This window comes from Shewanella sp. GJ50-10, from assembly GCF_055808815.1.
This window is the reverse complement of sequence record NZ_JBVVSS010000001.1, coordinates 3277812-3292637: the sequence shown is the minus strand read 5'-3', so window position 1 is coordinate 3292637 and position 14826 is coordinate 3277812. Positions and strand designations below refer to the sequence as shown.

Sequence of the window (14826 nt, the reverse complement as noted above, 5' to 3'; positions counted from 1 at the left end):
TAAGTCGTTGCTCTTAATCTGGCTTTAACATGGAATTATTAACGGCGCTCATCTTAACAATATTTAGTTTGATTCCCAATAAGCTATCTTCATACAGTGACTTTTAAGGATATGATTAGTGATATTTTCAACAAATTAAATAGCTTGTAACTCAATCGTTTACTAAAACAGTAACTATTGTATACAGTGGTTTTTTAGCATGGGCATTTGTTAGGTTAATATTTTTATCTCATTTAAAGCTCTGATTATTAATGGTTTAAAATTTTAAGGATGAATAAATGTCAAAAAAGTATACAGTAACTATTGATACTGTATGATTATACAGTATACTGAGCTCATATCGTTAGACAGACAAATTTATTCGTTACCAAGTTCGCATGTCGAACAGAGTCACCTTAAAAGGGATAAAGAGAATGAAAGCAGATCCAAATAAAGAGAAAGCGTTAAATGCCGTACTAGGCCAAATTGAAAAGCAATTTGGTAAAGGTTCAATCATGAAGTTGGGCGCTGATCGCACAATGGATGTTGAAACTATTTCTACTGGCTCACTTTCATTGGATGTTGCACTCGGTGCTGGTGGCTTACCAATGGGTCGTATCGTAGAAATCTACGGTCCAGAGTCTTCTGGTAAAACAACTTTAACACTTGAAGTGATTGCTGCAGCGCAGCGTCAAGGTAAAACTTGTGCGTTTATCGATGCTGAGCATGCTCTTGATCCTATTTACGCTAAAAACTTAGGCGTAGATATTGATAACCTTTTGTGTTCTCAACCAGATACTGGTGAACAAGCGCTGGAGATTTGTGATGCATTAACGCGCTCTGGTGCGGTTGACGTTATCATTGTCGATTCAGTTGCTGCATTAACGCCTAAAGCTGAAATCGAAGGTGAGATTGGTGATTCACATATGGGCTTAGCGGCACGTATGATGAGCCAAGCAATGCGTAAACTTGCGGGTAACCTTAAGCAGTCAAATACATTGCTTATCTTCATTAACCAAATTCGTATGAAAATTGGTGTTATGTTTGGTAACCCAGAAACGACGACTGGTGGTAACGCACTTAAGTTCTACGCTTCTGTTCGTTTAGATATCCGTCGTACAGGTGCGATTAAAGATGGCGATGCCGTCGTGGGTAACGAAACCCGCGTTAAAGTGGTTAAGAACAAAATTGCTGCGCCATTTAGACAAGCTGAATTCCAAATCCTTTATGGTAAAGGTATTAACCGTACAGGTGAGCTAGTTGATTTAGGTGTTGTGCATAAGCTAGTAGAAAAAGCAGGTGCATGGTACAGCTACCAAGGTAATAAAATTGGCCAAGGCCGTGCTAATGCTGGTAAATACTTAGTTGAAAACCCAGCTATTGCACAAGAAATTGAAGCTAACCTTCGCCAAATGCTGTTAAGCAAAGAAAAAGAAGCGGCGCCTGCTGAGTCAGATGAAAACATTGACTTAGAAACTGGTGAAGTTTTCTAAACAAGTTTGGTTATAGGTTGAATCGTGGTGGTTAAGCAACATTAGTTTTATTTACATTACCCCGTTTAAACCTAGCTAAATATCAATCGCGATTGGCAACAGCCCATCGCGATTTTTTGTTTTTATCAGCATATGAAGCTGTAAAAGTAATGAAAACGTACAATTAGCGAAGTAAAAAACTAACTCACTTGGTATACGGTGATGGTCATTTATTAAATCAAGCTGCTATTAAATTAAGCAGTGAACCCACCATTTATTTAGATACTTTGCACTTTATATGTAATTAAAAAAGACAGTGTTATAGGTACTGTTATACCCATTATCGCGGAGTTTTGGCAGCTTGAGCATGGCATTAAATATCGATGCGAGCAGTTATCTGAGTCAGGCGGGTTTTATCATGTAGTTCCTGGCGAGAAAACGATCAGTTTAATTGCCAAAGTAGCCCCAATATAAGCTATTAAGTCATTTCTCATGGGATTTTCGTCAGTAAAATTGAATAGCCGATTAGCTCAATCGCTATTCAATGTAAGAAAAACGCTAATCTAAGCCGCTAGATTCTCGCACCTTCAGTTTGTTTAAGTATATAATGTTGCCAATATTCGAGCTGGTATACAGCTTCAAGATAAATAGAATTTATCCATTTAGGGCGATTTCATGTTTCAGACCACCACAGAATTAAGAAGCGCATTTTTAGCGTATTTTGGTAACAACGGACACCAAGTTGTAGATAGTAGCTCTTTAGTACCTCATAACGACCCAACGTTATTGTTTACTAACGCAGGTATGAACCAGTTTAAAGAAGCTTTTCTTGGCTTAGAAAACCGTGGTTACACACGTGCGACAACGTCACAACGTTGTGTTCGTGCTGGTGGTAAACATAATGATTTAGACAATGTGGGTTATACCGCTCGTCACCATACTTTTTTCGAAATGCTAGGTAACTTCAGCTTTGGCGATTACTTCAAAGAAGAAGCGATTTCTTATGCGTGGAACTTCTTAACCCAAACACTGAAATTACCAACAGAAAAATTATGCGTCACTATTTACGATACTGATGATGAAGCATTTGAAATCTGGAATAAGAAAATCGGTGTAGCCGCAGAGAATATTATCCGTATTGGCGACAATAAAGGCGCACCATACGCTTCAGATAACTTCTGGCAAATGGGTGATACAGGTCCTTGTGGGCCATGTTCTGAAATCTTTTATGATCATGGTGAGCACATTTGGGGCGGACGTCCTGGTACTCCTGAAGAAGATGGTGACCGTTTCATTGAAATCTGGAACATCGTATTTATGCAGTACAACCGTCAAGCAGACGGTGAAATGAAGCCGCTACCAAAGCCTTCTGTGGATACAGGTATGGGTATTGAGCGTATTGCTGCCATTATGCAAGGCGTACACTCAAACTACGAAATCGATATTTTCCAAGCGTTAATCAAAAAAGCGGCTGAGATCATTGGCGTAGAAGATTTAGAGAATAAATCATTACGTGTAATTGCCGATCACATTCGTTCTTGTTCTTTCCTTATCGCTGATGGTGTTATGCCATCGAATGAAGGCCGTGGTTATGTTCTGCGTCGTATCATTCGCCGTGCAGTTCGTCACGGGAACAAGCTTGGTGCCAACGACACTTTCTTCTATAAGTTACTTCCAACACTGATTGAAGTGATGGGCGATGCAGGTAAAGGTCTTGTTGAAGCGCAAGCAATAATTGAAAAATCATTAAAAGCAGAAGAAGAGCAATTTGCTAGAACGCTAGAACGTGGTTTAGGTATTTTAGATGCCGCATTAAACGAATTAAGCACTAAGGTACTTGATGGCGAAACAGCGTTCAAACTATACGACACTTATGGTTTCCCTGTGGATTTAACTGCAGATGTTTGTCGTGAGCGTGATATTACCGTTGATGAAGCAGGTTTCGAAACAGCAATGGCTGAACAAAGAAGCCGTGCACAAGCAGCTGGTAACTTTGGTACTGATTATAATAGTGGCTTGAAAATCGAAGGTGAGACTGAATTCTGTGGTTATACCGAATTAAATGGTCAAGGTGCTGTAACTGCAATCTACGTTGAAGGTGTTGCTGTAGAGTCACTTTCCGCAGGACAAGAGGCTGTTATCGTACTAGATAACACGCCGTTTTATGCAGAATCAGGCGGCCAGGTTGGTGATAAAGGTCAACTGACAATTGATGAGAATGTATTCGAAGTTGCCGATACTCAAATATTTGGTCAAGCTTTTGGTCATGAAGGTAAGCTGACTGCAGGTACTTTATCTGTTGGTCAAACCGTTACGGCAGAAGTGGATAAGAAATTACGTCACCGCACGCAATTAAACCACTCTGTGACCCATTTACTGCATTCTGCTTTACGCAATGTATTGGGAACCCATGTGAATCAAAAAGGTTCTTTGGTTAACCCTGAACGTTTACGTTTTGACTTTGCTCATTTTGAAGCTGTTACCGCTGCAGAACTTAAGCAAGTTGAAGATATGGTAAATACGCAAATTCGTCGTAATCATCAGTTAAAAACTGCGGTTATGGGAATTGATGAAGCCAAAGAGCAGGGCGCAATGGCCTTGTTTGGTGAAAAGTACGACAGTGAAGTACGTGTCGTCACTATGGGTGATTTCTCTATTGAGCTATGTGGTGGTACTCACGTAGGTCGTACTGGTGATATTGGTTTATTCAAAATTACTTCTGAAGGTGGTATTGCTGCTGGTATTCGTCGTATTGAAGCCGTTACAGGTGCTGCTGCAATGGCATATGTTGCTGAACAACAAGCGCAACTTGATAAAGCGGCGTCGTTATTAAAGTCTGATTCTGCTTCAGTGGTTGTTAAGCTAAAAGCGCAGCTTGATAAAGTGAAACAACTTGAAAAAGAAATGTCGCAGTTAAAAGATAAGCTAGCTGCTGCTGCAAGTGCAGATATCGCTGGCGAAGCGATTGAACTGAACGGCGTCAAAGTATTAGTTAAAAAGCTTGAGGGTGTTGATCCTAAATCATTACGTGGCCTTCAAGATGAGCTGAAGCAAAAGCTTAACTCGGCAATTATCGTATTAGGTATAGCTAACGAAGGTAAAGTGAACTTAATTGCCGGTGTGAGTAAAGATTTAGTCGGTAAAGTTAAAGCGGGCGAGCTAGTCGCAATGGTTGCACAACAGGTAGGCGGTAAGGGCGGTGGGCGTCCTGATATGGCTCAAGCTGGTGGTACTGAACCAGAGAAACTAGATGATGCTTTAGCATTAGTTCAACCATGGTTAAACGAACGCTTAAGCTAATTAAAAATAGGTAAAAGCTTTAAAGCGATATAATGAAACACTGATTGATGAAATAACTAAGTTAAGCTCTATTAATGAAATACCATTAATAAAGTGATTTAAGCTACGTTATTTCATCAGCAGTGAAAGTCTATCGTTTTATGGCTTGAGGGATTGTTGAAGGTTTGGCATAGTGTAATTCTAAGTATAAATATCGATGTTGATTAACGAGTTATGAGACATTGTTTTTTCTTAAAATCTGGTTCAAAGCACTGTAAATTAATTTAGTACAGCTTTTTATGCTTTTTTGTTTATGAAAGCATCAACTTGTTTTGAATGTTCTGTTTTAGCTTTGTCTAAAGAATGGTCTGCAAATGTTAACAGCTTGATGCAAGTAGACCTGTAAATTGCCAAATTTTGTTGATTTTCGATTTTTTACGCTAAAAAGCTTAAAAATTTTATTGATTTAGTGTCGTCACTAATGATTTGTATTAAGCTAACACTATTAAAACGCGCATATTACGGATAGAAGCTGGTGTATGCTGATTGGACTAAAGGAGCAATCGAATGCTGATTTTGACTCGCCGTGTAGGCGAAACATTAATGATAGGTGATGAAGTTACTGTTACTGTACTAGGTGTTAAAGGTAACCAAGTACGTATCGGTGTGAATGCACCTAAAGAAGTATCAGTTCACCGTGAAGAAATTTACCAACGTATCCAGTCTGAAAAATCTGGAAACACTTCACCAGAAGGTGGCAATTTCTGATAAATCAGAATTGTGAAGCGTTATACCATTAAAGCCAGTGTCAGCTGGCTTTTTTGTGCCCCCAATTTGATATTTTAGTTTATGCCTGTTCACTACTTTCATAGTACAGTTTTGCACTCTTAACCCCTTAAGTTATCTTTCTCGGTAGGTTTTCAACGCTTATATTTTTACGTTTTAAATAACAGCCTCACTCACTAATAATGATGCCTGTTATGGCTGTTTCAATACTCTTTCAATTGTGAATCTCATTTGTGGTTTGTGTATAAATCAAATAATCACCAAAAGTTGATTTAAAATTTAGAACAAGCCGTTTTCCGATGAGGGTTAAATCTAGATTCAATTGTTTTAATCGTAAAACACAAAAATCGGCACAGTGAATTGACAATATTTGTGGCTTAAGTCGGCAATATGATTAAAAACAGTTCAAATGAATATATGTTTCTGAAAAAGGGTTTGACTTATTTTCTTCAAACAGTAATATACCGCCCAAGAAACGGAGAGGTGGCCGAGTGGCCGAAGGCGCTCCCCTGCTAAGGGAGTATGGGCTTTAACTCCCATCGAGGGTTCGAATCCCTCCCTCTCCGCCATTTCTTAAAAAATAGTAAGCGATGCGGATGTAGCTCAGCTGGATAGAGTACCTGGCTACGAACCAGGCGGTCGGAGGTTCGAATCCTCCCATCCGCACCATTGCTATTTTTGTGTTTGAATTATTTAATGAGCGGATGTAGCTCAGCTGGATAGAGTACCTGGCTACGAACCAGGCGGTCGGAGGTTCGAATCCTCCCATCCGCACCATTAAATCATTCAAAAGCTTTACCATTTTATATATGCGGATGTAGCTCAGCTGGATAGAGTACCTGGCTACGAACCAGGCGGTCGGAGGTTCGAATCCTCCCATCCGCACCATATAAAATTCATACCAAATTATGCGGATGTAGCTCAGCTGGATAGAGTACCTGGCTACGAACCAGGCGGTCGGAGGTTCGAATCCTCCCATCCGCACCATAATTCGGAGAGGTGGCCGAGTGGCCGAAGGCGCTCCCCTGCTAAGGGAGTATGGGCTTTAACTCCCATCGAGGGTTCGAATCCCTCCCTCTCCGCCATTATTTGCATATATTGAATATGCAACTAAGCTCAATTAGCACTGAGTATGAAGTGATAGTAAAAAATTTGCGGATGTAGCTCAGCTGGATAGAGTACCTGGCTACGAACCAGGCGGTCGGAGGTTCGAATCCTCCCATCCGCACCATGATCAAGAAAATACCCTGTAGTTTACTACAGGGTATTTTTTTGCCTGAAATTCACTCATTCTAGATCTTATTTAGAATTCGCCTCAATACTTATCTGTTGCAACCACGCCTTATATACAAGTCGTTCTGACTGAATACGCTTTAGGTTTCCGCACTAGTAAATGAAGAGCATTAAGAGAGACTCAGTGCCATTCATCATAGTGAGCAGAATACTTCACTAGTTTTAATTCCCTTTAGACTATTTATTTCATATTTAGTCATTTTCAAGTGATAAAAATGGCATATTTATGCTTTTCGGCATTACTGCACAGGTTTGGGGCGCTTGGCTGTTCTTATTCTTGATATCTCTTTTTATAGCTAAATCGTCATGATCTTGTCATTTTTTGATTAAAACCTACAAAATTGAATAATTCTCAGTAATACCTTAGTTATTTTGTTGAATTGTCACATAGTGAGGTCGAATATTATTATTTTTGGTCTGACCAATTTACAAGGTGTTGGATTAATTGTTATAGATTAGTTATATTTTTCGTCGATGAAGAATTTAATATAACCAAACCTATTAGTTTAAGCTCTTTTATATAATCTGAAATTGGTTAATATGGACTGAATAATTATTCTAAGTAGCGTTAATCCAATACTTGATGCTTAAAAATGGTGCATCGTTTATTGAGCTAAAAGGCTTCATCGGCTTTACGCAATTAAAATGGATCCTATGTGCAATCGCTGATTGAACATTAAGACAAGAGAGGATGTATGACTTCAATATCTGAGCAGTTATTTAACGCCCTAGGCGTGATGATAATGGGGATGAGCTTAGTATTCATATTTTTAAGTATGCTAATTGTCGGTATTAAAATCGTCGCCAGATTATGTAAGTCAGAGAATCAACCTGCCGTTGCTCATGTGCCAGCACCTGCCGCAGCATCAGCAACACTTGATCCTAAGTTAATAGCAGCAATTACTTCTGCTATTCATCAGTATCGTGCAAAAGATTAAAGTTTAGGAGTTTTTATGAGCAAGCCTTTAGCGTTAACAGATGTAGTATTACGAGACGCCCATCAGTCTATTTTGGCAACCCGCCTTCGTTTAGACGATATGTTACCTATCGCTCCTTTACTGGATAAAGTTGGTTTTTGGTCTTTAGAGTCATGGGGTGGTGCAACGTTCGATTCTTGTATTCGTTATTTAGGCGAAGATCCTTGGGATCGTATTCGCGAACTTAAAAAAGTTATGCCAAATACACCACAGCAAATGTTATTGCGTGGTCAGAATTTATTAGGTTACCGCCACTACGCTGATGACGTAGTGACGCGTTTTGTCGAACGCGCCCACACAAACGGTGTTGACGTGTTCCGTGTGTTTGACGCCATGAACGATGTACGTAATCTCGAAACCGCAGTTAAAGCAGTTAAACAGGTTGGTGGTCATGCACAAGGTACGATTTCATTTACTACTAGCCCAGTTCACACGGTTGATACTTGGGTTTCAATGGCTAAAAATCTTGAAGATTTAGGTTGCGATTCGCTTTGTATTAAAGATATGGCTGGCTTACTTAAGCCAATGGAAGCCTACGACCTTATTAGCCGTTTAAAGTCGCAAACTGATTTAACTGTGTCTATGCATTGTCATGCGACAACAGGCTTGAGCACTGCAACTTACCAAAAAGCCATTGAGGCAGGTATTGATGTGCTTGATACTGCGATTTCATCTATGAGCCAAACCTATGGCCACTCAGCCACTGAGACGCTGGTAGCAATGGCAGAAGATAATGGCCGTTCTACTGGCTATGACATGGCAACGCTTGAAGAGATTGCTGCTTACTTCAGAGAAGTACGTAAAAAGTATGCTCGTTTTGAAGGCGCACTAAAGGGTATTGATTCACGTATTCTTCGCGCTCAAGTTCCTGGCGGCATGTTAACTAACATGGAAAACCAACTAAAAGAGCAGGGCGCTGCAGATAAAATGGATGCCGTGCTTGAAGAAATCCCACGTGTTCGTGAAGATTTAGGTTTTTTACCTCTAGTGACTCCAACATCTCAAATTGTCGGTACTCAATCAGTCATCAACGTATTAATGGGTGAACGTTATAAAACTCTGGCTAAAGAAACTGAAGGCGTACTGAAAGGTGAATACGGTGCTACACCTGCCCCAGTTAACGCTGAGCTACAGGCACGCGTGTTAGATGGCGCTGAAGCTATTACATGCCGCCCAGCAGACCTTATCGAGCCAGAGCTTGATAAGCTTCGTACAGAGTTAGCTGACATTGCTAAGAAAGACAACTTTGCCTTAGCTGCTGAATCTGATGATGATGTAATGACTTACGCATTGTTTAATCAAATCGGCCTACAGTTTTTATCAAACCGCGGTAACCCTGATGCATTTGAGCCTGTACCAAGTGCAGATGATATGGCTGTACCAGCTGCAAAAGCTGAAAAAGGTCCTGAGACTTACACCGTAAATGTACAAGGTCAAAACTTTGTGGTCGAAGTCAGTGAAGGCGGTGACATTAGTCAAATTGTTCCAACTGAAGCAGCATCTGCAGGTTCACAAGCTCCAGCGCCACTTGCGCCACACGCACCAGTGAGTAATGAAATCAAAACCACAATGAATGCGCCGCTTTCAGGAAATATTTTCAAAGTCTTGGTTAAGGATGGCGATCAAGTTAATGAAGGTGATGTGATCATCATTTTAGAAGCGATGAAAATGGAAACCGAAGTTCGTGCTGCAACTACCGGTGTTATTCGTAACGTATCAGTTAAACAAGGTGATGCTGTGACAGTTGGCTCGCCACTGTTGGCATTAGCGTAGGAGATAGCATGGAAGGATTAATGGCCTTTTGGTCTGAGACGGGTATTGCTAACTTCGCACCTGATCAATTATTCATGATGGCGATAGGGGGTTTATTACTTTATCTCGCTATCGCTAAAGGATTTGAACCGCTACTTTTAGTGCCTATTGGTTTTGGTGCAATTCTAGCGAACATTCCTAATGCAGGTTTTACCGACGAAGGTGGCTTACTTTGGTATGCCTACTACGTGGGGATTGAAACTGGGATTTTCCCATTGTTGATTTTCATGGGCGTTGGCGCACTAACTGACTTTGGTGCACTGATTGCAAACCCTAAAACATTGTTATTGGGCGCTGCTGCGCAGTTTGGTATTTTTGCCACTTTGCTTGGTGCAATTGCCCTTAACTTAGTACCTGGTTTTGAATTTAGCATGCAAGATGCAGCTGCCATTGCGATTATTGGTGGTGCTGACGGACCTACGGCAATCTTCTTAGCCTCTAAACTTGCCCCTGACTTATTGGGTGCAATAGCGGTCGCTGCATATTCATATATGGCATTAGTACCGCTGATCCAGCCTCCGATTATGCGTCTTCTTACAAATGAGTCAGAGCGTAGCATCAAGATGGAACAGCTGCGTGAAGTGAGTAAGAAAGAGAAAATCATCTTCCCGTTGATGGTTGTTGGTATGACTATTCTATTTTTACCTGCAGCCACACCGCTGGTAGGGATGTTCTGTTTAGGTAACTTAATGCGTGAGTCTGGCGTAGTTGATAGATTATCAAGCACAGCACAAAATGAGTTGATCAACATTGTGACCATCTTCTTAGGTCTTGCTGTAGGCTCTAAGTTACAGGCTGAAGAGTTCTTACGTATTGAGACTTTAGGTATTCTGGTATTAGGTGCTGTAGCGTTCAGTATTGGTACGGCTGCTGGCGTGACAATGGCAAAAATTATGTCTAAGGTTTCAGGCGGCAAGATTAACCCATTGATTGGTGCCGCTGGTGTCTCAGCAGTGCCTATGGCCGCCCGAGTTGTGAACAAGGTAGGTTTAGAGTCCAATCAGCAAAACTTCCTGTTAATGCATGCCATGGGACCTAACGTTGCAGGTGTACTTGGTAGTGCAGTTGCTGCGGGTGTATTACTGGCAGTACTAGGCTAGTGATATAGGCATAGCTATTGTTAACACTGATTTAAGTTTTAAAGCCACTCATTGAGTGGCTTTTTTATTGGCCTAATTACCTTCCCGTATCTATAGGTCTTTTAATTCAACAGCCTTTTAATTTAATAGCCTTTTAATTCGATAGGCTTTTAACTCAATAGCCTTTGAAGTCAATAGTGTTTTATTTCAACAGCGTTCGATTTCAAGGATTGGCGAATTACCACAACATCAAACACTTCAGCTTGAATCTGCTCTTAAACAAAGCTTTTAAACAAAGTTTGGGGTAAAGCTCTCGAGACAAAAATCCAACTTAGTTTTAGTAAATACTTTGATTGCACCTCTTTAGGGTAGGTAGTTGTGTTAAGGCTACCCATTTAGGTGCGGTAGGATCGAGTTCGCACTAAATTGGTACTACCCTTTATAGGTACTACCTTGCTGTATAATAATATTTTTATTTAAAACAATAGGTTGTTAAGTTGGCACGGTTGCTGAATAGTAAAATACAGCTATTAAATAAATTAATGTCTCTTGTTAGTCACGATTAATGGCGATTATTTAGCCTTGTTTCGTGATTTATGAGAGTGAAAACCAGATAACACATTTAAGCAAAGGCGCTTAATTATTCCTAAAGGAGTAATTAGGCGCCTTTTTTTGTTTTGCCTATTTAAAACTTAACTTTTTAAATTTAACAAGGATAAAAAGATGAATTGGAAAAAAGCACTTAAACATACCTTATTGGCGGTATCGTTTACCGCGGCGGTGCCAGCAATGGCGGAAGTCGGCTTTCCTGAAAAAGAAGAGTTAACTTTCGGTTTTATCAAATTAACTGATATGGCACCGATTGCTATTGCTTACGAAAATGGCTACTTCGAAGAAGAGGGCTTATACGTCACCATTGAGGCTCAAGCAAATTGGAAAGTGTTATTAGATGGGGTTATTGATGGACGTTTAGATGGCGCGCATATGCTAGCGGGTCAACCTATTGCAGCTACTATTGGTTACGGAACTGAAGCTCACATTATCACGCCTTTTTCAATGGACTTAAATGGTAATGCGATTACTGTATCAAACGATATTTGGAAGAAAATGAAGCCAAATATTGCTAAAGACAGCGAAGGTAAACCTGTTCATCCGATTAAAGCTGATGCATTAAAGCCTGTAGTTGAGCAGTTCACTGAAGAAGGTAAGCCTTTTAAAATGGGCATGGTATTCCCAGTATCAACTCATAACTATGAACTGCGTTATTGGTTAGCGGCTGGTGGAATTCACCCAGGTTATTATGCACCGCATAAAGGCGATACTTCAGGGCAACTTGATGCTGAAGCTTTCTTGTCTGTAACACCTCCACCACAAATGCCTTCAACCCTTGAAGCCGGTACTATTTACGGTTACTGCGTGGGTGAGCCTTGGAACCAACAAGCAGTATTTAAAGGGATCGGAGTACCGGTTGTTACTGACTATGAAATTTGGAAAGACAACCCAGAGAAAGTATTTGGGATTACAGCAGAGTTTGCTGAAAAATATCCTAACACCACTATTCGTTTAACCCGAGCGCTGATCAAAGCCGCAAAGTGGTTAGATGATAACGATAATGCTAATCGCCCAGCAGCAGTTAAAATTCTGTCGCAATCTAATTATGTTGGCGCAGATTACGACGTCATTGCAAACAGCATGACAGGCACCTTTGAGTATGAAAAAGGTGACAAGCGTGCAGTCCCTGATTTCAACGTGTTTTTCCGCTACAACGCCACTTACCCATATTACTCTGACGCGATTTGGTACCTCACTCAAATGCGCCGTTGGGGACAGATTTCAGATGATAAGCCTGACGCTTGGTACAAGGACATTGCTGCCAAAGTTTATCGCCCTGATATTTACGCAAAAGCTGCACAGTCGCTGATTGATGACAAAACCATTGATGCAAAGCACTTCCCTGATTTTGCAACAGAAACCGGTTTCAAAAAGCCACAGCAACACTTTATTGATGACATCGTTTATGACGGCAGTGCGCCAAATGATTATTTGAGCAAGTTCGCGATTGGTTTAAAGCAAGGCGACAAACTATAAGCGTTTGTTCCTATGAGGGAATTAGTAAACCGAGGTTAATAAACAAAGGTTTATAGGTGAAGGTTAGTAAGCACAGTTTTAGTAAACAGCGATTAGTACACAACGATTACATAATGGCTGGGTTTACCGCTTACTAACCTTGTTAAGTCGTTAAGGAATACATGATGACAAGCATTACACGGTTAACAGATCGATTAATGATAGATAAAAGTAAGGTGACTTCTTTTTTATCTTTAATGAGTCAAGCCAGCAAAGCGTTATTGCTACCTGTTATTGGCATCACTGTCTTTTTAGTGATTTGGTCAATTGCAGCCAACAGCATCAATACTTCATTGGGTAAATTCCCAGGCCCAGTAGCCGTGGCGGGGCAGTTTGGGGCTTTATATGAAGAGCACAACGCTGAAAGAGTAAAAGCTGAAGCTTTCTATGAACGCCAAGAAGTACGCAATGCAGCAAGGTTAGAGGCCGACCCGACCTATAAAGTTAAAGTGCGGGCTTATACAGGTAAAGAAACCTTTTTAGACCAGATTTTTACCAGTTTAATCACTGTGATGTCAGGTTTTATCTTAGCTGCGTTGATTGCCATACCAATGGGAATTTGGATGGGGTTAAGTCCAACGTTAAATGCAGCGCTTAATCCTATTGTGCAGATTTTTAAGCCTGTTTCACCTCTAGCTTGGTTACCTCTGGTCACTATGGTGGTGAGCGCGCTTTATGTATCACCAGATCCCATGGTGTCTAAGTCTTTCATTAACTCTCTATTGACCGTCACCTTATGTAGCTTGTGGCCAATGATGATTAACACCTCGCTTGGGGTCGCCAATATTGATTCAGATTTGGTCAACGTTAGTCGTGTATTACGTTTATCGCCGTTAACTCATGTGCAAAAAATCGTCTTACCTGCATCAATTCCACTGATATTTACCGGCATGCGTTTATCGCTTGGTGTGGCTTGGATGGTATTGATTGCCGCAGAAATGCTCGCGCAAAACCCTGGTTTAGGTAAGTTTGTTTGGGATGAATTTCAAAACGGTAGTTCAGAATCATTAGCACGCATTATGGCTGCTGTGGTGGTTATTGGTTTGATTGGCTTTTTACTCGACCGAGGTGTGCTAGCACTGCAACGCTGGTTCTCATGGGATAAAAGCAAATAGCTTTTTAAAGTCGCGGTTTAAATAAAGTAGTCATTGAAAGAGGACAGTCTAATGAGCACCTTTTTAGATATAAGTAACATTGATATGGATTTTCCCACTCCAAGTGGGCCATTTAAAGCGCTTAAGGAAGTAAACCTTAAAATTAATAAAGGCGAGTTTGTCTCACTGATTGGCCATTCTGGTTGCGGTAAATCGACCGTTTTGAATATTGTTGCGGGTTTATATCAAGCGACCAAAGGTGGGGTGATTTTAAATAGCACTGAAGTGACCGAGCCTGGGCCTGAACGTGCGGTAGTGTTTCAAAATCATTCGTTATTACCTTGGTTAACGGCTTATCAAAACGTGGAGTTAGCGGTTAAGCAGGTTTTTCAGCAGAAAATGAATAAAGCTGAAATGAAGCAATGGATTGAGCATAACCTTAAGTTAGTACATATGGATCATGCGATGCATAAGCGTCCTAGTGAGATTTCAGGTGGTATGAAGCAGCGTGTAGGCATTGCACGTGCATTAGCCATGCAACCTGATGTGTTACTGATGGATGAACCATTTGGGGCACTGGATGCGTTAACGCGCGCCCATATGCAGGACTCATTAATGGAGATCCAAAATGAGTTAAACAATACCGTCATTATGATCACCCATGATGTTGATGAGGCGGTGTTGCTGTCAGACAAAATTGTGATGATGACAAATGGACCAGCTGCAACAGTGGGTGAGATTTTAGAGGTTAACTTGCCGCGTCCAAGAGCCCGATTAGCACTGGCTGAGGACAAAGAATATAACCGTTTAAGAGCTGAGGTATTGAAGTTCTTGTATGAGAAGCAACGTAAAGTTGAGAATATTAATATTAGTAAATCCTCAATTAGTAGTAGTGAAACTGCCAAAGTAAGCTAAGATTTTTGTGATG

Annotated in this window: 9 protein-coding genes and 7 tRNA genes; all 16 read left to right on the top strand. The window is 40.7% G+C overall.

Annotation, left to right across the window (positions count from 1 at the left end; translation table 11 throughout):
- Positions 1 to 413: 413 nt before the first annotated feature.
- The 16 genes from recA (at position 414) to AC0L4E_RS13825 (ending at position 14813) form a co-directional block, all read left to right on the top strand.
- A complete protein-coding gene (gene recA, locus AC0L4E_RS13900; RefSeq protein ID WP_473679665.1) occupies positions 414 to 1472 on the top strand; it encodes a recombinase RecA in 1059 nt (352 codons plus the stop codon).
- A 654-nt stretch (positions 1473 to 2126) separates the two neighbouring features.
- On the top strand, positions 2127 to 4751 hold the full coding sequence (gene alaS, locus AC0L4E_RS13895) for an alanine--tRNA ligase (protein ID WP_473679664.1): 2625 nt from the start codon (positions 2127 to 2129) through the stop codon (positions 4749 to 4751).
- 546 nt (positions 4752 to 5297) lie between these two features.
- On the top strand, positions 5298 to 5498 hold the full coding sequence (csrA, locus tag AC0L4E_RS13890) for a carbon storage regulator CsrA (protein ID WP_473679663.1): 201 nt from the start codon (positions 5298 to 5300) through the stop codon (positions 5496 to 5498).
- A gap of 495 nt (positions 5499 to 5993) precedes the next feature.
- Positions 5994 to 6085: transfer RNA gene (locus AC0L4E_RS13885), tRNA-Ser, on the top strand.
- Positions 6086 to 6108: 23 nt separating this feature from the next.
- Positions 6109 to 6185 (top strand) — tRNA-Arg (locus tag AC0L4E_RS13880).
- 31 nt (positions 6186 to 6216) lie between these two features.
- Positions 6217 to 6293: transfer RNA gene (locus tag AC0L4E_RS13875), tRNA-Arg, on the top strand.
- A 34-nt stretch (positions 6294 to 6327) separates the two neighbouring features.
- Positions 6328 to 6404 (top strand) — tRNA-Arg (locus tag AC0L4E_RS13870).
- A 22-nt stretch (positions 6405 to 6426) separates the two neighbouring features.
- Positions 6427 to 6503 (top strand) — tRNA-Arg (locus tag AC0L4E_RS13865).
- 6 nt (positions 6504 to 6509) lie between these two features.
- Positions 6510 to 6601: transfer RNA gene (locus AC0L4E_RS13860), tRNA-Ser, on the top strand.
- Between the two features lie 69 nt (positions 6602 to 6670).
- A tRNA-Arg gene (locus AC0L4E_RS13855) sits at positions 6671 to 6747 on the top strand.
- Between the two features lie 757 nt (positions 6748 to 7504).
- A complete protein-coding gene (locus AC0L4E_RS13850; RefSeq protein ID WP_473679662.1) occupies positions 7505 to 7747 on the top strand; it encodes an OadG family transporter subunit in 243 nt (80 codons plus the stop codon).
- 15 nt (positions 7748 to 7762) lie between these two features.
- Positions 7763 to 9559, top strand: a complete 1797-nt coding sequence (gene oadA / locus AC0L4E_RS13845) for a sodium-extruding oxaloacetate decarboxylase subunit alpha (protein WP_473679661.1) — start codon at positions 7763 to 7765, stop codon at positions 9557 to 9559.
- A gap of 8 nt (positions 9560 to 9567) precedes the next feature.
- Complete coding sequence (locus AC0L4E_RS13840; RefSeq protein WP_473679660.1) at positions 9568 to 10698, top strand: sodium ion-translocating decarboxylase subunit beta; 1131 nt, start codon at positions 9568 to 9570, stop codon at positions 10696 to 10698.
- Positions 10699 to 11466: 768 nt separating this feature from the next.
- Positions 11467 to 12765: a CmpA/NrtA family ABC transporter substrate-binding protein gene (locus tag AC0L4E_RS13835; protein ID WP_473681668.1), complete on the top strand. Its 1299-nt coding sequence runs from the start codon at positions 11467 to 11469 to the stop codon at positions 12763 to 12765.
- A gap of 197 nt (positions 12766 to 12962) precedes the next feature.
- Positions 12963 to 13919 (top strand): ABC transporter permease, encoded by a 957-nt coding sequence (locus AC0L4E_RS13830; RefSeq protein WP_473681666.1) that lies wholly within the window; start codon positions 12963 to 12965, stop codon positions 13917 to 13919.
- 51 nt (positions 13920 to 13970) lie between these two features.
- On the top strand, positions 13971 to 14813 hold the full coding sequence (locus AC0L4E_RS13825; protein ID WP_473679659.1) for an ABC transporter ATP-binding protein: 843 nt from the start codon (positions 13971 to 13973) through the stop codon (positions 14811 to 14813).
- The last annotated feature ends 13 nt before the right edge of the window (positions 14814 to 14826 follow it).

Excerpts from the sequence above, each read along its gene's own strand:
- csrA (WP_473679663.1), top strand. The coding sequence starts at position 5,298 with ATGCTGATTTTGACTCGCCGTGTAGGCGAAACATTAATGATAGGTGAT.
- oadA (WP_473679661.1), top strand. The coding sequence starts at position 7,763 with ATGAGCAAGCCTTTAGCGTTAACAGATGTAGTATTACGAGACGCCCAT.
- AC0L4E_RS13840 (WP_473679660.1), top strand. The coding sequence starts at position 9,568 with ATGGAAGGATTAATGGCCTTTTGGTCTGAGACGGGTATTGCTAACTTC.
- AC0L4E_RS13850 (WP_473679662.1), top strand. The coding sequence starts at position 7,505 with ATGACTTCAATATCTGAGCAGTTATTTAACGCCCTAGGCGTGATGATA.
- AC0L4E_RS13830 (WP_473681666.1), top strand. The coding sequence starts at position 12,963 with ATGATAGATAAAAGTAAGGTGACTTCTTTTTTATCTTTAATGAGTCAA.
- alaS (WP_473679664.1), top strand. The coding sequence starts at position 2,127 with ATGTTTCAGACCACCACAGAATTAAGAAGCGCATTTTTAGCGTATTTT.
- AC0L4E_RS13825 (WP_473679659.1), top strand. The coding sequence starts at position 13,971 with ATGAGCACCTTTTTAGATATAAGTAACATTGATATGGATTTTCCCACT.
- recA (WP_473679665.1), top strand. The coding sequence starts at position 414 with ATGAAAGCAGATCCAAATAAAGAGAAAGCGTTAAATGCCGTACTAGGC.
- AC0L4E_RS13835 (WP_473681668.1), top strand. The coding sequence starts at position 11,467 with ATGGCGGAAGTCGGCTTTCCTGAAAAAGAAGAGTTAACTTTCGGTTTT.